Below are 23171 nucleotides of genomic sequence, written 5' to 3'. Positions count from 1 at the left end.
GTTAATGAAAACGTTTTTAATAAAAAGGGAGGTTTTGTTTATGAGCGAGGTTACAGAAGCAGTTAATGCCACTGCAGTTGCTGCTAAAAACAAGTTATCATCACAATTTTACAAAAAAGGTATTAGGATTGCTTTATTCTCAGGTGTTATGTATGGATTCTATTCAGCATTTATGACATTGGGTATGTCTAAGGGGGTTTGGGGTGATTGGTATGGTGCAAACACAGCTGGTCTATCTGTTTTTGCTATAACATTTTTACTAGGTTCAATTGGTAGTGCGGTAAATGATGCGTTAAGTGCTATATGGGCATTAGTTTATGCAGGTGTTAGAGGGAAGCTTGGAGATTTCTTTAGATGTATTCACACCACTCCAGGTCGTGTGATGATTTTAGCAGCTCTTGTAGGCGGTCCTATTTCTAGCACAGCATATGTTGTTGGGCTTCAGATGGCTGGTTCAATAGTTATTCCTATTACTGCTCTTTGCCCAGCTATTGGAGCTATTTTAGGTAGAGTATTATACAAACAAAAATTAAGCAGGCGTATGGTGTTAGGTATAGCTATTTGTGTTTTTGCTAGTTTTATGATTGGTAGTGCAAGTATAGGTCGAGATGCACCAAAAGGTATGTTCCTAGGCATTAGTATTGCTTTTATCGCAGCACTTGGTTGGGGATTTGAAGGTTGTGTAGCTGGTTATGGTACATCTATGATTGACGCTGAAATTGGTATTGCTATTCGTCAGACAGTATCAGGTGTTTCAAACTTAATCATTTTAGTTCCACTTTTCGGTATGATGGCAGGTGGTATGAAGGTTTCAACTAGCCTTGTTGTTCAGGCATTCTCAAGTGGTCCTGCTATGATTTGGTTTGTTATAAGTGGTTTTTGTGCCTTCGTTTCATATATGACCTGGTATAGAGGTAATAGTATGTGTGGTGCAGCTCTTGGCATGGCATGTAATGGTACATTCTCATTTTGGGGACCGTTCTGCTGCTGGATAATTCTTGGAGTATTCGCAGGTATGGAAGGTTGGGCGTTACCTCCTATCGTTTGGATTGCTGCCCTATTAATGGTATTTGGTATATTAGTAATTGCTATGAATCCAATGGACTTATTCAAAAAAAAGGAGGTAAGTAAGTATGAAAGCGCTTAATTATGCGATTTTAAAACATTTTACCAAAGTTAAAGAAGCTTGTGCAGAAGATGTTATTGAAGTTTTAAAAGGCGAATATGGTAACTTCAAAGCACTTAACAGAGAAGATGTAATCTCAGCGTTAATGACAGCTGAGGCTAATGGCCTTCTTGAAGAAACAAGATTTGAAATGGATAAAACAGATAACTTAAGGGTTTACTATCATGCAAACGAAGAAGGTGCAGCTACAATTAATAAATACATTAAAGACTGATAATTTGGATTAAAATTGTATTTACTACTAGACTTCTAAAGTAATCTGTGTTATTATTAAATTAATGAAATATTTATGGCCGAGATATTGAGAGCCACAATTAGAGTTTACGCTTTAGTTGTGGTTTTTTTTGTCCTTTTATTTTTCGAAGCAGGTTATAAGTAGATGCTAGGAGGGATTATTTAATGTATGATGTAGTAATTATAGGTGCAGGAATTATAGGTGCTTCCGTTGCTAGGGAAATTAGTAAATATAATTTAAAGGTAATAGTAGTGGATAAGGGATTAGATGTAGCCTCCGGGACAACAAAAGCTAACAGTGCGATTGTACATGCTGGTCATGATGCTGGTCCAAATACCATTAAAGGTAAATTAAATGCTAAGGGCAATTCTATGTTTGATAGGTTATCAAAGGAGTTAGATTTTCCATTTAAAAAGAATGGTTCTCTAATTTTGTGCTTTGATGAAAGCCATAAAGAAGAATTAGAACTACTTAAGAAGCAAGGCGAATTAAATGGAGTACCTAATCTTCAGATATTAACTGGGGCACAAACTAGAGAAATAGAACCTAACATTTCTGAAAATGTAGTAGCATCATTATTTGCGCCTACAAGTGGAATAGTTTGTCCTTATGAAATGAATATAGCCATGGCTGAAAACGCTTTCGCAAACGGTGTGGAATTTAAATTTGGGTCTAAGATAGTTAATATTGTTAAAAATCATGATGGATATAGTTTATCAATAAATGATGATGAAGTTATAGAAACCAAAATTATTGTAAATGCAGCTGGGTTATATTCAGATGTAATGAACAATCTAGTTTCTGAAGAGAAATTTGATATTACGCCTAAAAAAGGTGAGTATTGTTTATTTGATAAAGCTGTTGGAAATCTAGTTTCTAAAACTATATTTCAGTTACCTACAAAGGCTGGAAAAGGAGTTTTAATTACACCCACGGTGGATGGCAATTTACTTGTGGGACCCAATGCTGTGGATGTAGAAGATAAAACTAATTTGGATACTACAAAAGAAGGAATAGATGAAATTATTAGCAAAGCTAAATTAAGTGTAAAAAATCTTCCGACGAATCAAATAATTACTTCTTTTTCAGGACTAAGGGCCAAAACTAAAGATAATGATTTTATAATAGGTGAAGTAAAGAGCTCACCAGGGTTTATAAATGTTGCAAGCATTGATTCACCGGGGTTAACCTCTGCACCAGCAATTGCAGAAATGGTTATTTCTATTGTAACTGATATATTAAAGGCAACTCCAAAAGAGAATTTTATAAAGATAAGAAAAGGAATTGTTAAATTCAGAGAACTTAGCAATAAGGAAAGGGATATTTTGATAAAGAGTAATCCTGAATATGGACGAATAGTGTGCAGATGTGAGGTGGTTACTGAAGGCGAAATAAAAGATGCAATAAGAAGGCCTCTAGGTGCTAAAACTCTCGATGGTATTAAAATTAGAACGAGAGCTGGAATGGGAAGATGTCAAGCAGGATTTTGCACTTCAAGAATTGTAGATATTTTAAGTAAAGAATTAAATCTTCCTCTAACAGAAATTACAAAATTTGGGAAAAATTCTAAATTAGTAATTGGTGAAAATAAAGAGAATTTATAAAACTGTTTTTACAATAGGATAAGGAGGGTTATTTATGAAGCAGATTGATATAGTTATAATTGGAGGAGGCCCTGCAGGGCTTGCAGCTGCAATAGCAGCCAGGGATGAAGGCATAGAAAATATTTTAATATTAGAAAGAGAAAATGTACTTGGTGGGATATTAAATCAGTGTATTCATAATGGATTCGGGCTTCATACCTTCAAGGAGGAGCTTACAGGACCTGAATATGCTAGTAGATTTATTGATAAAGTAAATGAGTATAAGATTGAACGCGCTTTGAATACTATGGTATTAGAAATAACAAAGGAAAAAGTTATCACAGCAGTTAATGAAAATGGAATTATGGAAATTAAGGCAAAAGCTATTATTTTGGCTATGGGCTGTAGAGAAAGACCTCGTGGAGCTATAAATATACCTGGTAGCAGATGCGCAGGAATTCTAACAGCAGGTGCTGCTCAAAAGTTTGTTAATATTGAAGGATATATGCCTGGCAAGGAAGTGGTTATTCTAGGCTCTGGTGATATTGGACTAATAATGGCTAGAAGGATGACCTTTGAAGGAGCGACAGTAAAGGCAGTCGTGGAACTTATGCCTTATTCAAGTGGTTTAAAAAGAAATGTTGTTCAATGCCTAGACGATTACGATATTCCACTAAAACTTAGTCATACTATTATAAATATAAAAGGAAAAGATAGACTAGAGGGAGTAATTGTTGCAAAGGTTGATGAAAATAGAACACCAATTAAGGGAACTGAGGAATTTATAAGCTGTGATACATTACTTTTGTCAGTGGGTTTAGTTCCAGAAAATGAATTATCAAAAACAGCAGGGGTTGAATTATCGAAGGTTACTGGTGGACCAATTGTAAATGAATCAATGGAAACAAACATAGAGGGAATATTTGCTTGTGGCAATGGGTTACATGTTCATGATTTAGTTGATAATGTATCCTTAGAAAGTTCTAATGCAGGTAGGAAAGCAGCAACCTATGTTAAAGGGGATAAAAGAGATGGAGAGTATATTAAGGTTAATGGAGAATGCGGCGTAAGGTATACTGTGCCATCGTTAATTAATACCTTAAAGGTAGACAAGTCAATAATAATAAGATTTAGAGTGGGAGAAGTTTTTAAAGAAAATTACGTATCCTTATATTTTGACGAAACTAGGGTAATGCATATTAAGAAAAAAGTACTTGCTCCAGGTGAAATGGAGGAATTAAAAATTTCCAAGAGTATGTTCGATAAATATCCTGATTGCAAGGAAATAACAGTAAAAATAGAGAAGGAGTAAAAGCTATGGAAAAGAGAGAACTTGTATGTATAGGATGCCCAATGGGATGTGCTCTCACTGCTGAAATCAGTGATAATAAAGAAGTGAAAATAACAGGAAATAATTGTAAGATAGGCCAAGAATACGGAGTAAAGGAATGTACCAATCCTACACGGATTTTAACCTCCACAGTAGAGATAATTGGTAGAGATGATATAATGCTTCCAGTTAAAACTGAAACTGATGTTCCAAAAGATAAAATTGAAATATGTATAAAAGCTTTAAAGGGAATAAAGGTAAATGTTCCAATTAATATAGGTGATATAATTTTAGAAAACGTTGCAGGCACTGGTGTCAATTTTATTGCTACTAGAACAATTGAAGACAAAGAAATTTAGCTAAAAACTAGAAGTTTCAACAATTATTGACTATTTCAATTGAATATGCAATAATAAAAGTAGGAAAACAATGAAGCTTGGATAAATATAAGCTTGGAGGCAATAGTATGGATGAATTTTCTTTTGAACAACTTTTAATAGAAAATCCAGTAGTTGGTGCAATTAGGAATGAGAAGGACTTACAAAAGATAATTACGAGTAAAGTGCAAATTGTATTTATACTTTATGGTTCAATTATAAACGTAAAAGATATATGTGATACACTAAAAAAGGCTGGTAAAGTTGTGTTTGTTCATGTAGATATGATAGATGGATTAAGAAGTGATCAAAAGGGGATTGAATTTATTAAAGAATATGCAAATCCTTTTGGAATAATTACAACAAAACAGAATAATATTAAATATGGACATAAATTAGGTTTATATACCATTCAGAGAATATTTGTTATAGATTCTCTATCACTTAAAACTGGTATAAAGAATATAAATGCAGTTTCACCTAACGCAGTTGAGGTTATGCCTGGTATTGCAAGCAAGATAATAAAATCTCTTGAAAAAGAGATACATCTTCCCATAATTGCGGGTGGTTTAATAAATACAAAAATAGAGATAATGGAGTCCATTAGTTCAGGGGCTATGGCAGTATCTACAACAGCATCTGAACTCTGGGAACTAAATAATTAAATAGGTTAATTTTAGGCTAGAGAAATGAGAGCCGAGTGAAATTTAAAGTTTAATACTTTATTTTACTCGGCCTTTTTTTATATAAATTAAGAAATCGATTACAATAAAAATTGGAGGCGTATTAAAATGGGAAAGTATGTAATGGCATTAGACCAAGGAACAACCAGTTCAAGGTGTATCTTATTTAACAAGAGTGGACTTATTGAAAGTTCAGCACAAAAGGAGTTTACTCAAATTTATCCCAATGCAGGTTGGGTAGAGCATAATCCAACAGAAATATGGGCCTCACAATTCTCAGTTGCTATAGAAGCAATGGCAAAAGTGGGTGCACAGGCTTCAGATATCGCAGCTATTGGAATAACAAATCAAAGAGAAACTACAATTGTATGGGACAAAAGAACTGGACTCCCTGTTTATAATGCTATAGTATGGCAATGTAGAAGAACTGCAAATATGTGTGATGATCTTAAAGCTAAAGGCTTTGATGTAATTGTAAAACAAAAAACTGGATTAATTCTTGATGCTTATTTTTCAGGAACAAAGGTTAAATGGATTCTTGACAATGTAGAAGGTGCAAGGAAAGATGCTGAAGCTGGCCACCTACTATTTGGAACGGTGGATGCTTGGCTGATTTGGAACTTGACGAAGGGGAAAACATTTGTAACTGATTATTCTAATGCCTCAAGGACAATGTTATTTAATATTCATGAATTAAAATGGGATACGGAAATATTAGAAGAATTAAATATACCATTATCTATGTTGCCAGAGGTTAAACCATCAAGTTGTGTTTATGGCAAAACAGACGTTGCACTATTTGGAGCTGAGATACCAATAGCTGGAGCCGCTGGTGATCAACAATCTGCACTATTTGGTCAATGTTGTTATGAGCCAGGAGCTGCTAAAAACACTTATGGGACTGGAGCATTCCTTCTGATGAATACTGGAGAAGAAGCTGTTGAATCTAAAAATGGACTTTTGACTACTATTGCTTGGGGTGTTGATGGAAAGGTTGAATATGCACTTGAAGGTAGCGTATTTATTGCTGGAGCCGCAATTCAATGGTTAAGAGATGAACTTAGAATGATAGATAATGCTGCTGATTCTGAGAGATACGCAACAGCAGTTGAAGATACTAATGGAGTGTACGTAGTTCCTGCTTTTGTAGGACTTGGGGCACCATATTGGGATGCTTATGCAAGAGGTGCAATTGTTGGACTAACAAGAGGAGCAAAAAAAGAACATCTAATTCGTGCTACATTAGAATCTATAGCATATCAAACAAATGACGTTTTAAAAGCAATGCAAGAAGATTCTGGAATTGAACTTAAAGCTTTAAAGGTTGATGGTGGAGCTTGTGCTAATAATTTCTTAATGCAATTCCAAGCAGATATATTAGGTGTACAAGTTGATAGACCAGAAATAATTGAGACTACCGCACTAGGTGCAGCTTATTTAGCAGGTCTTGCTGTAGGGTATTGGAAAGATAAACAAGACATACGTAGTAATTGGGCACTATCAAAATCTTTTGTATCTAATATGGAAGAAGATAGAAGAGCGGAACTGCTTAAAGGATGGCATAAAGCAATTGGTAGATCTCAGGATTGGGCTGAGTAATTAAAGTAAATTATTAATTTTATTTCGGGGGAGGTTATTAAATGTCAATTTATTTAGCTGAATTCTTAGGCACCGCAATATTAATTATACTCGGTGATGGTGTTGTTGCAAATGTAGTACTTAATAAAACAAAAGGTAATAACACGGGTCTTATAGTTATAGCATTTGGTTGGGCTCTAGCAGTTGCCATTCCGGTATTTATTTTCGGACCAATATCAGGAACTCACATTAACCCTGCTGTGACTTTATCACTAGCTGTAGTAGGAGATTTTCCTTGGAGTCAGGTTCCTGGATATATAATTGCTCAGATGTTTGGAGCATTTGTAGGTGCTTGTATAGTTTACTTACAATATAAAGATCATTTTGATGCTACTGATGATGCGGATGCTAAAAGAGCTGTATTTTGTACAGGCCCAGCTATAAAAAACACTTTTTCAAACTTTGTTTCGGAGTTTATTGGTACTTTTATATTAGTGTTTTCACTTTTAGGATTTGTAAATACAAAGCTTGCTGAGGGAATGGGCGGTTTTGTTGTAGGGGGTATTATTTTAGTAATTGGTTTGTCTTTAGGTGGAACAACTGGTTACGCAATCAACCCAGCAAGAGACCTAGGACCAAGAATAGCTCATGCACTACTTCCAATTAAAGATAAAAAAGGATCTGACTGGTGGTATGCATGGATACCGGTAGTTGCACCAATATGTGGAGCTGTAGTTGCAGCAGTATTTTTCAAAGCAGTTTTTTAATATAGCAAAATAAATAAGCGTAAAAAAGATTTGTGATGAAGGTTTAATCACAAGTCTTTTTTATTTGTATAAAATCGGACTAAATACTAATGAATAGGAATTTCTCTAAAGCACACACTATATAGTGTAGGAGGTGCTTTATATGGAAGTAGCTATAATGGGAGCTGGAATGTCTGGACTTTGCTGTGCAATAACTTTAGAGAGGTTTGGAATTACACCAACTATTTTTGAAAAAAGAAGTAGGGTGGGAGATAGGTTTGTTAATGCAGAAGCAATGTTCAGTATTCTTAATAGACCTAACAAAGACTGGGTACCTTACTTAAAAGAGAATTATCATATAACTTTAAAACCTATAGCTGAAGTGGATAAACTTTTTATACATTCTAAAAATGAAATTAGTTGTATTAATGGGAAGATTGGATCTACAAATTCAAGAGGTAGGCATGTTGATTCATATGAAAGCCAACTAGAAAAACAAGTAAAAGCTAAAATTAATTTTAACTCAACTTATGAATACGGAAAGTTGTGTAAGGATTTTGAGTGTGTAGTTCTAGCCACTGGAGATGGACAATATGCTTCTGATTTAGGTAATTATAGGAGCGATCTTACTTGCACTATAAAAGGAGCTATCGTCCAAGGTGAATTTGTGGTGAGTAACCCTCATGTATGGTTTAATTATGAGATATTACCTAAAGGATATGCTTGGCTTATTCCTTTTTCTGAAAAGGAGGCAAATTTAGTTATTGCTTACCCTGATTATCCTGACAATATAAAATTAGATATTGATGATATGTGGCAAAAGTTTTATAATCTAGCATGCAAGAAATTAGATCAAAACCTTAAAATAACTGATAACTTTGAGATAACAAAATATATTATGGGAATATGTGATAGGCCTATAATTGATAATACTTATTTCGTTGGTAATTGTTTTGGTAGTATTTCTCCAGGTCTTGGGTTTGGCCAATATACATCTATTTTAACAGGAATATATGCAGGGCTTGATATTTGCAAACAAGGAGATTATAGGGAACTTGCTAAACCATTATTTGAAAATTATAATCATTCTCTTGCATTAAGAAGATTTTTAGAGAATCTAAGTGATGATAAATTCGATTCAGCAGTTAAGGATTTAGATAGCAAAATCATGGGTGATTTGGTTGATAAGTTATGTAGTGATAGTAGCAGCATTGATTTTCTTAAATTAGCAACTCCAATTATAAAACTGATTAATAATTATTCGAATTGACATCATATAATAAAATAGTATTGAGATATTTATTTTGAATAATGTGTTGAAAACAAGCGGGCTACTATATGGCTGGCTTGTTTGTTTATAAAAAACTTTTTTTATAATTATATGTCAAACGGTTGACATATAGTATCAATAGTCTTATAATATAAATATAAGTTAAACCTTTACATAAAATTTTACATAAAGCTTATGATCAAAAGGTAAATAATAATTTAAATGGGGGCAAAAAAAATGAAAAAATCAAAATTATTATCTTTAATTCTATCGGTTTCATTAATGACATCTTTGCTTGTGGGTTGTGGAGCAAACACCAATAACAGTACAACAAAAGCTGAAGAGGGAACAACAAAGACTGAATCAGCAAAAGAAGTTAAAATTACTTTCTTAAATTCAAAAGGTGAAATTCAAGTTCAATTAGAGGAAGCAGCAGTGGTATTTACACAAGAAAATCCTAACGTTAAAGTTGAGGTTATTGCAGCTGCAGCTGGACAATCTCCATTTGAAAAAGTATCAGCAATGTATGCTTCAGGTAACGCACCATCACTTTCAATGTTAGACCCAGGAGATATTCCTAAATTTAGTGAGAAATTTGTGGATTTAACAAATGAGAAATGGGTTTCTGATTCATCGGAAGGTAGTCTTGATTCTGTTAAAACAAGTGATGGTAAGGTTATGGCTTTTCCACTTACTGTAGAAGGTACTGGGATAATCTATAATAAAGATGTTCTAGACAAAGTTGGAGTTGACCCTAAAAATATTAAAACAACTAATGATTTAGAAGAAGCATTTAAAAAGGTAAAGGATGGTGGAGTTGAAGCATTAGCGATATCACCAATGGATTGGTCACTAGCTGGACATCTTCTTCCAATTTCTTATGCAACTCAGTCAAAGGATTCAAAAGAAGTTAGTAAATTCTTAGAGGACTTAAAGGCAGGCAAAGTTGACTTAGCTAAAAATACACAATTTAACGGGTTAATAGATACTTTAGAAATGATGAAAAAGTATAATATAGATATTAAAGATCCATTAGCTGGTACTTATGAAAATGATCAACAGTATATGGGATCTGGAAAAGTTGGCTTCTGGTTTATGGGAAACTGGACTTGGCCACAAATAAAAGAATTCTCAGGTGAAAATGAGAACTTCGGATTTATACCAGTTCCAGTAAGCAATATTGCTGAAGATTATGGTAATGCTGGAATTCCTGTAGGAGTAACTAAATATATTGGTGTTGATAAAGAAAATAATGATGCTGATCAACAGGCAGCAGCAATGAAATTCTTAGACTGGCTCGTGTATAGCGATAAAGGACAAGATATTCTTGTAAATAAATCAAATATAATACCAGCATTTAAAAATATTACCTTAGAGCCAAAGGATCCTCTGGCAAAATCAATTAAGAGTTACATGAGTGATGGAAAAACAATACAATTTATGACAGTTATGCCTTCAGATCATTGGAAAGAGGTAGGTGCTTCGATGCAAAAATATTTAGTAAATAAAATTGATAAAGCTACACTGGCTACTGAAGTTCAAAATTATTGGAAAAATGTAAAATAGATAGCTGATTAATGCTAGGTGACGGGTAGGATTATGATTCCTACCCGTTGTTTAATTTTAAAATTAGGGGGAGAGGATATTATTATGGATCAAGAAAAAGGCTCTTTTAAAAAGTTAAAAAATTATTTAGTTTTCGCAGGTCCTACTACATTTATATTTTTTACTGTTATAATACTGCCATTTTTATACGGTATTTTTCTAACTTTCACAGATTGGAATGGAATATCTTCAGGTATGTCTTTTGCAGGACTTAAAAATTATATTGAGGTTTTTAAAGATAAGGTATTTTGGTCTTCATTTAAATTAACGGTATATTATGTGTTTTTTACAGTAATATTCACCAATATAATAGCTTTTTTACTTGCTTATATATTAACATCTGGAATTAAAGCACAAAACTTCTTTAGAAGTGGTTTCTTTACTCCTAATCTTATTGGCGGTGTTATATTAGGATATATTTGGCAATTCATATTTTCTAATGTATTAACATATATCGGAAAGAATTTTGATATTGCAATTTTTTCATCATCTTGGCTTTCAAATCCTACTAGAGCATTTTGGGCTTTAGTAATAGTAGCGGTTTGGCAATATTCGGGTTACATGATGATTATTTATATTGCCGGATTTATGAATGTACCAAAGGATATTTTAGAGGCAGCAAGCATAGATGGTGCTAATGGATTTATAAAACTTAAGAAAATAGTTCTTCCTATGATGATTCCATCATTTACAGTATGCATTTTCTTATCACTGCAAAGAGCATTTATGGTTTACGATGTAAATCTTACATTGACTGGTGGGGGACCTTTTAAAAGCACAGAACTTATATCCATGAGTGTATATAATAAAGCCTTTTTATCACAGCAATATGGTGTAGGGCAAGCAATGGCATTTTTCCTATTTCTAATGGTAGCAGTAGTTACATTAGTTCAAGTTTACTTTAGTAAGAAAATGGAGGTGGAAGCTTAAATGAAAAAACTCAATTTTAAACTAAACATTATTAAGACTGTAGGATTAACAGTAGTGTTACTTTTATATATAGTTCCATTTTTGTTTGTTATAGTGAACTCTTTTAAAACTAGAAAAGATATAATCTTAAGTCCATTAGCTTTACCAAAGTCTATAAATTTTGATAATTATATAAGTGCTTTTGATAAGATGGGCTATATGCATGCTTTTACTAACTCGCTTATAGTAACATTTTTTAGTGTTATTCTAATTATCATATGTTCATCTATGACAGCGTATTTTCTTGTAAGAAAAAAAACAAAATATACTCAAATTATATTTTTAATATTAGTTGCGTCTATGATTATTCCATTTCAAGGGATTATGATACCACTCGTTAAAATTTATGGATCAATTGGAATGCTAAATAATAAATGGGGACTTATATATATGTATGTGGGTTTTGGAGCAGCACTAGCTGTGTTTATGTACCATGGTTTTATAAAAAGCATTCCCATAGAACTTGAAGAGGCTGCTATGATTGATGGATGTACTAGATTCCAAATATTTTGGAAAATTGTTTTCCCTCTATTAAAACCAACTACAATGACAATAGCTATTTTAGATGTGCTTTGGATATGGAATGACTTCCTACTTCCTTCACTAGTTTTAATTAAGGCTACTGAAAGAACATTACCACTATCAACCTACTATTTCTATGGTACTTATACAGTGGATTATGGTCTGTCTATGGCTGGACTTATTTTAACTATAATACCAGTGATAATAGTTTACCTATTTATGCAAAAGAGTATAATAAATGGAGTTCTACAAGGATCTATAAAGTAAAGAGAAGCCTAGGAGTGAGTTAAATGATAATGGATAAATTATATGAAGCTACTGAGTTTGTAGAAATTAATAAGGGTACAATAAATGATGAATATAGACTGAATTATCATTTAATGGGAGAGATTGGGTGGATCAATGACCCTAACGGATTCATTCAGTTTAATGGTAGCTATCATGTATTTTATCAACATTATCCTTATGAAGCAATTTGGGGTCCAATGCATTGGGGTCATGCAGTTAGTGAAGATTTAGTGAAATGGAGCTACCTTCCTATAGCTTTAGCTCCAGATAGTGAGTTTGATAAAGATGGATGTTTTTCAGGGTCATCCATTGAAGTGGATGGAAAACTTAATCTTATATATACAGGACACATTTATACCAAAGAGTCCAAAAAAAGTGAGTATAGGCAGGTGCAGTGTATAGCAAAATCTGAAGATGGTGTAACATTCACTAAACTTTTGGACAATCCAATAATAGATACTGATGAAATTCCAAAGGTTATAAGTAATGTGGATTTGCGTGACCCTAAGGTGATAAAAATAAATGAAATTTACTATATGATTTTAGGAACAAATGATAATTGTAATCATGGTGCAGTAGCTATTTATAAATCTAAGGATCTACTCAATTGGGAGTTCATTAACATTTTAGCTAGCAGTGATGGGGATTTGGGCATTTGTTGGGAATGTCCAGATTTATTTAAACTAGAAGGTAATGATGTTTTAATGGTTTCACCTCAATATATGAAACCTAAAGGAAATGATTATAATAATTTACATTCAACTATATATATGATAGGTAATTTGAGAATTGATGAAGGTACATTTAAGTTTAAGCAGTATTATCCTGTAGATTATGGGTTTGATTTTTATGCACCTCAAACAATTATTGATGATAAAGGAAGACGGATATTAATAGCATGGATGGATATGTGGGAAAGCAAAATGCCAACACATGATAGAGGAGACAATTGGGCAGGAGCAATGACTCTTCCTAGAGAGGTATTGTATTATAAAGATAAATTAATTTTCAAACCAATCGACGAAATTAAAAAGTATAGAAAAAATGAATATAAGATTCAAGATATGAAGTTAGCTTATGAAAAGTTAATGGATATAACCGGAGATAGCTATGAAATTATAGTAATCTTTGATGCTGGGAATTCCAGTGAGTTTGGAATAAAGTTACGTGTTAATGAAAAAGAACAAACGGTATTATCTTATAATATTAATAATAGTATATTTAGTTTTAATCGTGATAAATCAGGAATTGGACCTATGGGAATAAGAAATACAGAGGTGAAACTTATAGATAATAAACTGAAACTACAAATATTTGTAGATAAGTGTTCAGTTGAAGTATTTATTAATGATGGAGAAAAGACAATGACAGGTAGAATATATCCTAGCGCAGATGCTACTTCTATAAAATTGTTTTCAAAGGGTGAATGTAACATAGTGTCCCTTAAAAAGTGGGAAATTAAAATAGTATAAAGGACTTAAAATTAACAGGGCATTTACTATAAAGATGAATGAGAAGAGGGAGAAAAATGTTTGAATTTAATGAAAGAATAATATTTCAAAATAAGGATATAGATATTCTTACCATAGGAGAACTGCTTGTAGATATGATAGCAGAAGACTATGGTGATAATTTTGAGTGCTCAACTTACAATAGATATTTCGGAGGATCACCTGCAAATATTGCTATAAATACAAAGAGGCTTGGTATAAATTCAATAGTGGCAGCTTGTGTTGGAAGCGACGGTTTAGGAAAATTTTTAATTAATAGTCTTATAGATGTAGGAATAGATACAAGCTGTGTTGCGGTTACTAGGAATTCAACTAGTATGGTTTTAGTTACTAAAAGTAAGGCTAGTCCCATCCCTATATTTTATAGAGATGCAGATTATCATTTATCTTACAATGAAAAATTAGATAATGCTTTAAAGAACTGTAAGATTATGCATTTTTCTTGTTGGCCAATATCAAAGGAGCCATCAAGAAGTACTATTGAGAGGGCTATTGAAGAAGCAAAAGATAATGGCGCATTAGTTTGTTTTGATCCGAATTATCATGAAATGTTGTGGGATAAAAATGAAGACGGGGTAGAATATGTGAAGAGTTTAATAGGTAAAGTAGACATTGTTAAACCTTCAGAAGACGATGCTGAGAGGATTTTCGGAAAAGATTCTAATGAAAATCAGATTAAGAAATTCTTGGATCTTGGTGTGAAGCTTGTAATTATGACATTAGGAAAAGATGGTGCTATAGTAACAAACGGAGTAGAAACTATAGTGATGGACACTTTAGCAAGCCAGGTGGTAGATACAACCGGAGCAGGGGATGCATTTTGGTCAGGATTTTATGCAGCTATAATAAATGGGTATACTTTAAAAGAAGCATTAAAACTAGGCTTTGCAGTAAGTGCATACAAACTAAAGTATACAGGAGCAGTAGTTAATTTACCTAAGTTAGAAGAAATAAAAAGAATATATGGATTATAAAAATACCCACATTTTAGAAGGAGAGATTTAAGATGACAGTAAAAAATAAGGTTCAGCTTATCACTTATCCAGACTCCTTAGGAGGAGATTTAAAATCACTTAACAATGTACTTTTAAAGTATTTTTCAGATGTTTTCAAAGGAGGAATTCATATTTTGCCTCCATTTCCGTCTTCTGGGGACAGGGGGTTTGCACCACTTACATACTTGGAAATAGAACCTAAGTTTGGTAGCTGGGAGGATATTAAAGATATAGGGGAAAACTTTGATGTATTGGTTGATTTGATGATTAACCATATCTCTAGACAGTCTATGTTTTTTCAAGATTTCCTTGAAAAAGGGAGAAAATCAGAATATGCCGATTTATTTATTACATTGGATAAAGTTTGGAAGGATGGTAAACCAGTTAAGAAGGACATTGAAAAGATGTTTCTTAGAAGGCAAGCGCCGTATTCCACTTTTACAATAGAAGAAACTGGTGATTTGGAAAAGGTATGGACGACCTTTGGGAAAACAGATCAATCGGAGCAAATCGATTTAGATATAAAATCAGAAAAGGTAAAAAAGCTTATAACGGATTTTTTTGTGAATTTTAGTAACAACAATATTAAAATAGTAAGACTAGATGCAGTAGGATATATTATTAAAAAGATTGGAACGAGCTGTTTTTTCGTGGAACCAGAGATATACGAATTTCTTGACTGGATAAGGGAAATGGCAGATTCTATGGAAATTGAGCTGCTACCAGAGGTTCATGCGCATTATACTACCCAGTACAAACTAGCTGACAAGGGCTTTTGGATATATGATTTTATTTTGCCATATACCATTTTAGAAACCCTTATTAATAAATCTAGCGTGAAGCTTTGTTCCTACCTAAAGGTTCGTCCTAGCAAACAATTTACAATGCTTGACTGCCATGATGGAATTCCCGTAAAACCAGATATGGATGATCTTATAGATACAAGTGAAGCTAGAAAAGTAGTGGATACTTGTACTCAAAGAGGTGCAAATTTAAGCCTTATTTTGTCAGAAGATTATAAAGCTGAGGATGGATTTGATGTTCATCAAATTAGAGGCACATACTATTCTATTCTAAATTGTGATGATGACGCCTATTTGGCAGCTAGAGCTATTCAATTTTTTGCACCAGGAATACCTCAGGTATATTATGTGGGACTCTTAGCAGGTGAAAACGATGTTGAAAATGTAGAGAAAACTGGTGAAGGACGTGAAATTAACCGCCACAACTTCAGTATATTGGAAATTGAGAAATCTCTTGAAAAAGAAGTTGTGCAGAGACTACTTAAACTTATAAGATTTAGAAATGAATATGATGCTTTCCAGGGAATATTTAAAGTTATGGATTCAGCTGATGATGAAATTTATCTTATGTGGGAAAATAAAAATAAGCATTGTACACTATATATAGACCTTAAAACTAATAAATCATTAATTGATTACGTAGATGAAAATGGAAACAAAGCTCAATATATAATATAATTTGCATATTTTAAAACAGTATTAAATTGATATATTTTTGTAGATATGCTAAAATTAGTCCATATATACATTTCAGTAATATTAATGTAAAGGGTGTTTGTATGGCAACAATAAAGGACGTGGCTAAAGTATCTGGAGTTACAGTTACTACAGTATCGAGAGTATTAAATAATCGAGGATATATAAGTGATATTACAAGGAAAAAGGTTTATGATGCTATGGAGGAGTTAAATTATCAGCCCAATGAAATAGCAAGATCTTTATTTAGAAGGAAATCTAATTTTATAGGACTTATTATACCCAATGTAGCTCATCCTTTTTTTGCTGAGCTTACGAGTTGTATAGAGTACTATGCTTATAAAGCAGGATATAAAATTTTAATATGTAATTCATATAAGGATAGTGTTAAGGAAAAAGATTATGTGCAAATGCTTAAAAGCAATCAAGTTGATGGCATAATCATGGGGAGTCATACTTTGGATACTTCTGATTATCTAACACCTACATTACCTATTGTAGCAATAGATAGAAATTTATCTAAGGGAATCCCATTTGTTACATCGGATAATTATAAGGGCGGATTACTTGCCACAAATCTCTTAATAGATAGAGGATGTAGAAAGCTTGCTCATATTAGTGGACCACTAGAACTGAATACCCCAGCTAATAAGAGATATGAAGCTTTTATAGACGTGGTTACTGAAAGAAAAATCGAATATGTCATTAAACAAGCTAAATTAGATATATTTGAAAGTTATGAAAAGCTAGTAGCTAAATTACTGCGAGAACACCCAGATATAGATGGCATATTTGCCAGTAGTGATATGATAGCAGCATCTATCATCCATATTGCTAATATAATAGGGAAGAACATACCTGGAGATTTGAAAATAGTAGGGTATGATGATATAAATCTAGCAACATTAATTGTTCCTCCATTAACTACTATAAAGCAACCTATAAAGCAAATGGGAGAACTTGCTGTAAAAATACTTATTGACCAAATTGAAGGTAAAGGTGTAGAAATAGAAAATGTTTTACCTATAAATCTTATAGAAAGAAAGACAACTTAATAACAATTTTAAAAATAGAAAGCCGTTAATTTAACGGCATTTTTTGTAAAGAAAAATAGGGGGCTGGGAGTTTTGAGTAAAAAAGAAAAAGGAAAGATTTCATTGAAATTATTTGCTATAGCAGGTATTTCTATATTACTAATTGGAGCAATAGCTGCAAAATTATTATTTTCTAATAGAATATCAGATTTTGATGGAATTACATTAAAATCAGGAAATGATAAAGTTATTGTTGAACTATTAAAATCTAATTTAGTAAAGGTGAGTTTTCTACCACAAGGAAAGTCTACTCCAAATACTGAAGTAATAGGAAAAACAAAATTTGAAAAAGTGAAAGCTAAGGTTAAGAAGAGTGGGGGACTAACGTCTATTACTACTGATAAAATGATTGTTAAAATTAATAATAAAACTAACAGGATATCAGTTTATGATCACAATGATAAATTGCTTATAAAAGAACAGAATATTGCTAATGTCTATAATGGTGGTGTAGCATTTGATATAAATAAGGGAGATAATTTTTATGGAGCCAGTGGATATAGTGCTATGGAAGAGTCTTCAGAATTATTGCTTAGAAATGAGGGAGCAAGAGTAGAGGCTGGTCAGCAAGGTGACTGTGGAGCACCATTAATATGGAGTACAAGCGGATATGGGGTACTTGTAGATTCCGAAGTGGGGTTCTTTTATCTTACAGATAATAAATTGACCTATGATAGATCGTCAAAAGAAGATACCAATTATTATGTTATGGTAGGAAATCCAAATGAAATAATGTCTACAACGGCTGAGATTAGTGGAAAGCCACCAATGTTTCCTAAATGGGCTATGGGATTTACTAATACTGAATGGGGAATTGATGAAGTGGAATTAAAGGATATAGTAGATACATATCGTGCTAAGAATATTCCTATAGACAATTATTGCTTAGATGTTGATTGGAAAGCATGGGCAAAGGACAACTATGGAGAATTCAGATGGAACGAGGAAAAGTTCCCTAGTGGACCCTCTGGAAAACTAAAGGTGGATATGGATGCTAAGGGAATTAAACTTACAGGAATTATGAAACCTAGAATTCTTGTGGATTCAAAGCAAGGTAAATACGCTACTGATAATAAACTTTGGTGGCCAAGTAAAGACGTATATACGGATTATATTTCAGGGGAAAAGGTAAACGATTTGAATTTTCATCTTCCTGAAACAAGAAAATGGTTTTTTGATAATAGTAAAAATGCAATGGATAAAGGAATTTTAGGCTGGTGGAATGATGAAGCTGATGCAGGGTTTGACAACACGCAGTTTTTAGACATGCAAAAGGCAATGTACGAGGGCCAAAGAGATACAAATGATATGAGAGCATGGTCTATAAATAGGAATTTCTATTTAGGAGCGCAAAGATATGCCTATGGAATGTGGTCTGGAGATATAGGATCAGGTTTTAAGGTTATGGCGAACCAAAGAGAGAGAATGCTTTCAGCAGTAAATCTTGGACAAGTAAAGTGGGGAATGGATATTGGTGGCTTTAATGGGCAGCCTAATGCTGAAAATTATGCTAGATGGATGCAATTTGGTGCTTTTACACCTATTTATAGAGTGCATGGTCAGCATGATTATCAAAGACAGCCCTGGTCTTTTGGTCCAGTTGCAGAAGCAGCATCAAAAAAAGCTATGGTACTTAGATATAAGTTAATACCATATATATATTCCTATGAGAGGAAATCTTATGAAGATGGAATTGGTTTAGTTAGGCCGCTAAATTATGATTATCCAAAAGATGGAAAGTTAGCAAATTATGTGGATGCATGGATGTTTGGTGATTATCTATTGGTAGCTCCTGTAGTTAAAGAAGGAGAAACCTCTAAAGAAATATATTTACCCGAGGGGACTTGGATAGATTATTTCAAAGGTAAGAGTTATGCTGGAAACACAACAATTAATTATGCTCTAAATACTACTACCTGGGAGGATATACCATTATTTATAAAGATGGGTGCTATAATTCCTACTCAAGATTTTATGAATTATGTGGGAGAAAAACCTGTAACTGATATTTACCTGGATATTTTCCCCGACGCTAAAAAAACTTCTTTTAAATATTATGATGATGACGGTTTAACTTATAAGTATGAAAAAGGAGGATACTTTATACAGAACATGACTGTAGAGGATAGTGAAGGAACTTTTAATTTTGATATAAGTGATAAAGAGGGAAGTTTTACCCCGAAATTAAAATATTACATTGGTAAATTTCATGGTAAAACTGCTGAAACTGTAGAAATTAATAACTCTGATATAAAGAAGGTTAAGGATCTTAACGCATTAATGGATGCAAATGAAGAATGCTTTTCTACGGGTAGTGATATCTATGGAGAAGTAACGTATGTGAAAATATTCTCAAAAACTAAGAAAGAAATTAGTATTAAATAATAACAATTATCATTTACAATCTTATAAATATATAGTAATATGTAATAAAGTGAAACGATATATTTTGAAAGGAGAGATTAAATTGAAAATTGAAAAGTTATTTAAACCTAGAGTATTAGGTTCTGGAGTAAATGTAAAGAATTCTATAGTTATGGCACCTATGACCACTTTTTCCGGGAATGCTGATGGAACGGTATCTGAGGCGGAACTTATTTATTATAAAGTAAGGTCAAAGGGTGTAGGCATGGTGATTACAGCAGCAACATATGTTAGTCTATCAGGGAAGGGTTTTCCAGGTCAGTTTGCTGCCTATGATGACAGTTTTTTACCAGGACTAAAAAAGCTAGCGAAAACCATAAAGGGGGAAGGATCTTTAGCAATTCTACAAATATTTCATGGCGGTAGAATGGCAATTCCTTCGGATATACCAAGTAAGCAAACAATTAGTGCAAGTTCAGTAGCACCAGAAAGGCCAGGAGCAATGGTACCTCGAGAAATGACGGAAGAAGAAATTAAGGGTACTATTAAAGCCTTTGGTGAAGCAGCAAAATTAGCTATAGATGCTGGTTTTGATGGTGTAGAAATTCACGGTGCTAACACATATTTACTGCAACAATTCTTTTCTCCACACTCAAACCAACGGTCAGATAATTGGGGAGGGAATATAGAAAAAAGAATGAATTTCCCACTTGCTGTTATAGCAGAAGTTAAGAAAGTAGTAAGTGAAAAAGCAGATGAGAACTTTATAGTTGGTTATCGTTTTTCACCAGAGGAGATGGAAAAACCAGGTATAACTTTAGAAGATACACTTTTATTTCTAGATGTATTAGCAAATCAGAAACTTAGTTACTTGCATATTTCTATAATGGATTTTTGGCAAAGTTCAATGAGAGATACAACAAATACAAGACCTATTATTTGCAAAATACTAGATCAAATTCATGGTAGGGTGCCTTTCATTGGAGTGGGGTCTATTCATACACCTGAAGATGCTATTAAGGTAATAGATAGTGGTGCGGAATTTATATCCCTAGGTAGAGAAATAATCATGGAACCAGAGTGGGTAAGCAAAGTTCAACAAGGGAAAATTTCCGAAATACGTACAACTTTAAGTAAAAGTAATGGAAAATCACTAGATATTCCAGAGCCACTTTGGAATGCAATAATGAATACACCAGGTTGGTTCCCAGTTACTGATTAAAGTAATAAGATTTAGATAAAGAATGTACGAATTAGATTGAAGTACATTCTTTATTTTTATTTATCTGTAAATTTACCTTGAAATATAGGTAGCATATGGTATATACTTAACAAGTTAAGAAATATAATTTGCTGAAATAGCTCAGTTGGTAGAGTAACGCACTCGTAACGCGTAGGTCGAGGGTTCGATCCCCTTTTTCAGCTCCAATATAAATCTAGTTATATCAATGTATCAGGATAAACAACTAAATAAGATGTTGAAGTTTAAATTACTTAGTACCGCATTACTCAAATAATGTGGTACTTTTTTTATTTAAAAGAATACTTAAAAAGTCGATAACATGCTATTAGATAAAATTAACAAAATCAAATTAGTGTTATAAAATTTTATTGCAGATTGCATAAAAGAATTAGAACTTATTAATTGTTTAGTATTGACATACTAAAATTTAAATGATAGAATAAAAACTATGCTAATGTAAAAATTGAAAGGAGGGATACCTTGAATAAAAATATTGATTTAGCTTTAAATAAGCTGTATCAAAGACAAATTGTTACTAGAGAACAACTCTTAAATGAAATATTAAGAGTAAAGTTAACACAGAAAGAATTGCATTTAAATACAAAGGTTGTAAATGATAAAGAGAAGTTATTTCAATTTATGAAAAAGACAACAGAAGATGAACTAGGGTTCTTCCCGGCTGATAGAGATGATTTTGCAGATATATATGAATCTTTAAAAGATATTGATCTTATAGAGGTTACCATTGAGATATTTAAGAATGATAGAATGGGTACTATAATTTCACAAAGTTATTTAACAACCTATATTAGAAATAAAGTAAAAATGATTAATCCAAAAAAAATTCTTATAACTGAAGCTGAAAAACATTTATCTGGGTTAAAGGAATTTATAGAAAAATTTACAGATGCACAAAGTACATTAACTACTCAGTCAAAACAGATGTATTTACTATTAAACTTGGCATTTGGTGATTATAAAAACATTGGAATAATATTTGAATCTATATACAGTGATTGCTTAATTAATGAAAAGTTTGATTATATATACACAATACCTACCTTTGGGGGGAAACCTGAAAATGTTGGACGCAAGTTTATTACAAGAGATAGTGATGGCATAGCTATGGAGAATATGCTTGAACATTTAGATCAAAATGGTACTTTAGATATTATTGTTCCTGCTAAGATAACTTTTGCTGGTATGGATTATAAGAAGCTCAGATCTTTTATAACAAATAACTATAATGTGAAAAGCATCTTTATATTGCCTGAAGGGACTTTTAAACCATCAACAGCTATTAAAACGTATTTGTTTACAATTACAAAAGTTCCGCAGGATAAAATTAAAATAGGAACAGTGAAGCTAGGAAAAGAGATATTTTATGTGGAAGATAATAAACAAATAAAAACTAAAGAGTTTTTATCTCATGAGGATTGGAGAATAGAGCTTTTACTTTCTGATGATAATGAAAATATACAAATGTTTAAAAACTCTAACTTGGAAAAGGTAAAACTTAAGGATGTTGCAGAAGTTTTTAGAGGTAAATCTATACTCAAAAAGGATACTAAAGCTTCCAACATTTCAGTTGTAAATATTTCGAATATTGAAGATGGTGAGATTAACTATTTAAATATGGATACTATTGAAGAACAAGAAGAACGCAAAATTAAGAGATATGAGCTGGTAAATAATGATGTTTTGCTTTCTTGTAGAGGTACAGCTATTAAATCAGCAGTGTTTAAAGCTCAAGATAAACTTATTATTGCTTCAGCTAATCTAATAGTAATTAGACCAAAAGAAAAAATACTTGGCGAATATATCAAAATATTCTTTGAAAGTCCCATTGGGATAGCTATCATTAAAAGTTTTCAAAGAGGAACAACTATAATGAATATTAATCATTCTGATATTATGGAGATGGAAATACCTATAGTACAATTACGAGTGCAAGAGGAAATGATAAAGAGTTACAATGAAGAGCAGAGTATATATAAGGCTAATATTAGTGAAGCTGAAAATAGATGGAATAATATAAAAAGTAATATTTATAGGCAACTAATATGAAAACAAACAAGACTTGGAGGCTATGG

The 23171-nt window shown here is 32.6% G+C and carries 19 protein-coding genes and 1 tRNA gene; all 20 read left to right on the top strand.

Annotated features, from left to right (window positions below):
• Positions 1-40: 40 nt before the first annotated feature.
• Positions 41-1147, top strand: coding sequence for a DMT family transporter (locus tag ACREWB_RS17740; protein ID WP_431548792.1), 1107 nt, complete (start codon positions 41-43; stop codon positions 1145-1147).
• The gene (locus tag ACREWB_RS17735; protein ID WP_431548791.1) at positions 1134-1400 is read left to right on the top strand and encodes a hypothetical protein; all 267 of its coding nucleotides are present in this window, start codon (positions 1134-1136) and stop codon (positions 1398-1400) included. Before ACREWB_RS17740 ends, ACREWB_RS17735 begins: the two co-directional genes overlap by 14 nt.
• A gap of 185 nt (positions 1401-1585) precedes the next feature.
• Entirely contained in the window at positions 1586-3025 is a 1440-nt protein-coding gene (locus tag ACREWB_RS17730) for an NAD(P)/FAD-dependent oxidoreductase (RefSeq protein WP_431548790.1), read from the top strand.
• Positions 3026-3059: 34 nt separating this feature from the next.
• On the top strand, positions 3060-4316 hold the full coding sequence (locus tag ACREWB_RS17725; protein ID WP_431548789.1) for an NAD(P)/FAD-dependent oxidoreductase: 1257 nt from the start codon (positions 3060-3062) through the stop codon (positions 4314-4316).
• A 5-nt stretch (positions 4317-4321) separates the two neighbouring features.
• On the top strand, positions 4322-4693 hold the full coding sequence (locus tag ACREWB_RS17720; protein WP_431548788.1) for a DUF1667 domain-containing protein: 372 nt from the start codon (positions 4322-4324) through the stop codon (positions 4691-4693).
• A 107-nt stretch (positions 4694-4800) separates the two neighbouring features.
• A complete protein-coding gene (locus ACREWB_RS17715) occupies positions 4801-5376 on the top strand; it encodes a glycerol-3-phosphate responsive antiterminator (protein ID WP_431548787.1) in 576 nt (191 codons plus the stop codon).
• A gap of 126 nt (positions 5377-5502) precedes the next feature.
• Complete coding sequence (glpK, locus tag ACREWB_RS17710; protein ID WP_431548786.1) at positions 5503-6993, top strand: glycerol kinase GlpK; 1491 nt, start codon at positions 5503-5505, stop codon at positions 6991-6993.
• Positions 6994-7034: 41 nt separating this feature from the next.
• The gene (locus tag ACREWB_RS17705) at positions 7035-7739 is read left to right on the top strand and encodes an MIP/aquaporin family protein (protein ID WP_431548785.1); all 705 of its coding nucleotides are present in this window, start codon (positions 7035-7037) and stop codon (positions 7737-7739) included.
• Positions 7740-7881: 142 nt separating this feature from the next.
• Entirely contained in the window at positions 7882-8988 is a 1107-nt protein-coding gene (locus tag ACREWB_RS17700) for an NAD(P)-binding protein (RefSeq protein ID WP_431548784.1), read from the top strand.
• A 237-nt stretch (positions 8989-9225) separates the two neighbouring features.
• The gene (locus tag ACREWB_RS17695; protein ID WP_431548783.1) at positions 9226-10554 is read left to right on the top strand and encodes an ABC transporter substrate-binding protein; all 1329 of its coding nucleotides are present in this window, start codon (positions 9226-9228) and stop codon (positions 10552-10554) included.
• 84 nt (positions 10555-10638) lie between these two features.
• On the top strand, positions 10639-11523 hold the full coding sequence (locus ACREWB_RS17690; RefSeq protein ID WP_431548782.1) for a carbohydrate ABC transporter permease: 885 nt from the start codon (positions 10639-10641) through the stop codon (positions 11521-11523).
• Positions 11524-12351, top strand: a complete 828-nt coding sequence (locus ACREWB_RS17685; RefSeq protein ID WP_431548781.1) for a carbohydrate ABC transporter permease — start codon at positions 11524-11526, stop codon at positions 12349-12351. It begins immediately after the preceding gene.
• 23 nt (positions 12352-12374) lie between these two features.
• Positions 12375-13844, top strand: a complete 1470-nt coding sequence (locus ACREWB_RS17680; protein ID WP_431548780.1) for a glycoside hydrolase family 32 protein — start codon at positions 12375-12377, stop codon at positions 13842-13844.
• A gap of 56 nt (positions 13845-13900) precedes the next feature.
• Positions 13901-14857 (top strand): carbohydrate kinase family protein, encoded by a 957-nt coding sequence (locus tag ACREWB_RS17675; protein ID WP_431548779.1) that lies wholly within the window; start codon positions 13901-13903, stop codon positions 14855-14857.
• 32 nt (positions 14858-14889) lie between these two features.
• Complete coding sequence (gene gtfA / locus ACREWB_RS17670) at positions 14890-16359, top strand: sucrose phosphorylase (protein WP_431548778.1); 1470 nt, start codon at positions 14890-14892, stop codon at positions 16357-16359.
• A 101-nt stretch (positions 16360-16460) separates the two neighbouring features.
• Entirely contained in the window at positions 16461-17432 is a 972-nt protein-coding gene (locus ACREWB_RS17665) for a LacI family DNA-binding transcriptional regulator (RefSeq protein ID WP_431548777.1), read from the top strand.
• A gap of 72 nt (positions 17433-17504) precedes the next feature.
• Positions 17505-19856 (top strand): TIM-barrel domain-containing protein, encoded by a 2352-nt coding sequence (locus tag ACREWB_RS17660; protein WP_431548776.1) that lies wholly within the window; start codon positions 17505-17507, stop codon positions 19854-19856.
• 82 nt (positions 19857-19938) lie between these two features.
• Positions 19939-21057, top strand: a complete 1119-nt coding sequence (locus ACREWB_RS17655; protein WP_431548775.1) for an NADH-dependent flavin oxidoreductase — start codon at positions 19939-19941, stop codon at positions 21055-21057.
• 130 nt (positions 21058-21187) lie between these two features.
• Positions 21188-21263, top strand: a tRNA-Thr gene (locus ACREWB_RS17650).
• Positions 21264-21558: 295 nt separating this feature from the next.
• Positions 21559-23145 carry a restriction endonuclease subunit S gene (locus ACREWB_RS17645; protein ID WP_431548774.1) on the top strand — a complete coding sequence of 529 codons (1587 nt, stop codon included), beginning with the start codon at positions 21559-21561 and terminating at the stop codon, positions 23143-23145.
• Positions 23146-23171: the final 26 nt, after the last annotated feature.

This window comes from Clostridium sp., from assembly GCF_050717635.1.
Classification (GTDB): Bacteria; Bacillota; Clostridia; order Clostridiales; family Clostridiaceae; genus Clostridium_AD.
This window is presented reverse-complemented; position numbering and strand designations above follow the sequence as displayed.

Coding starts and splice junctions, on each gene's coding strand:
- ACREWB_RS17740 (WP_431548792.1), top strand. CDS start 41: ATGAGCGAGGTTACAGAAGCAGTTAATGCCACTGCAGTTGCTGCTAAA.
- ACREWB_RS17735 (WP_431548791.1), top strand. CDS start 1,134: ATGAAAGCGCTTAATTATGCGATTTTAAAACATTTTACCAAAGTTAAA.
- ACREWB_RS17730 (WP_431548790.1), top strand. CDS start 1,586: ATGTATGATGTAGTAATTATAGGTGCAGGAATTATAGGTGCTTCCGTT.
- ACREWB_RS17725 (WP_431548789.1), top strand. CDS start 3,060: ATGAAGCAGATTGATATAGTTATAATTGGAGGAGGCCCTGCAGGGCTT.
- ACREWB_RS17720 (WP_431548788.1), top strand. CDS start 4,322: ATGGAAAAGAGAGAACTTGTATGTATAGGATGCCCAATGGGATGTGCT.
- ACREWB_RS17715 (WP_431548787.1), top strand. CDS start 4,801: ATGGATGAATTTTCTTTTGAACAACTTTTAATAGAAAATCCAGTAGTT.
- glpK (WP_431548786.1), top strand. CDS start 5,503: ATGGGAAAGTATGTAATGGCATTAGACCAAGGAACAACCAGTTCAAGG.
- ACREWB_RS17705 (WP_431548785.1), top strand. CDS start 7,035: ATGTCAATTTATTTAGCTGAATTCTTAGGCACCGCAATATTAATTATA.
- ACREWB_RS17700 (WP_431548784.1), top strand. CDS start 7,882: ATGGAAGTAGCTATAATGGGAGCTGGAATGTCTGGACTTTGCTGTGCA.
- ACREWB_RS17695 (WP_431548783.1), top strand. CDS start 9,226: ATGAAAAAATCAAAATTATTATCTTTAATTCTATCGGTTTCATTAATG.
- ACREWB_RS17690 (WP_431548782.1), top strand. CDS start 10,639: ATGGATCAAGAAAAAGGCTCTTTTAAAAAGTTAAAAAATTATTTAGTT.
- ACREWB_RS17685 (WP_431548781.1), top strand. CDS start 11,524: ATGAAAAAACTCAATTTTAAACTAAACATTATTAAGACTGTAGGATTA.
- ACREWB_RS17680 (WP_431548780.1), top strand. CDS start 12,375: ATGATAATGGATAAATTATATGAAGCTACTGAGTTTGTAGAAATTAAT.
- ACREWB_RS17675 (WP_431548779.1), top strand. CDS start 13,901: ATGTTTGAATTTAATGAAAGAATAATATTTCAAAATAAGGATATAGAT.
- gtfA (WP_431548778.1), top strand. CDS start 14,890: ATGACAGTAAAAAATAAGGTTCAGCTTATCACTTATCCAGACTCCTTA.
- ACREWB_RS17665 (WP_431548777.1), top strand. CDS start 16,461: ATGGCAACAATAAAGGACGTGGCTAAAGTATCTGGAGTTACAGTTACT.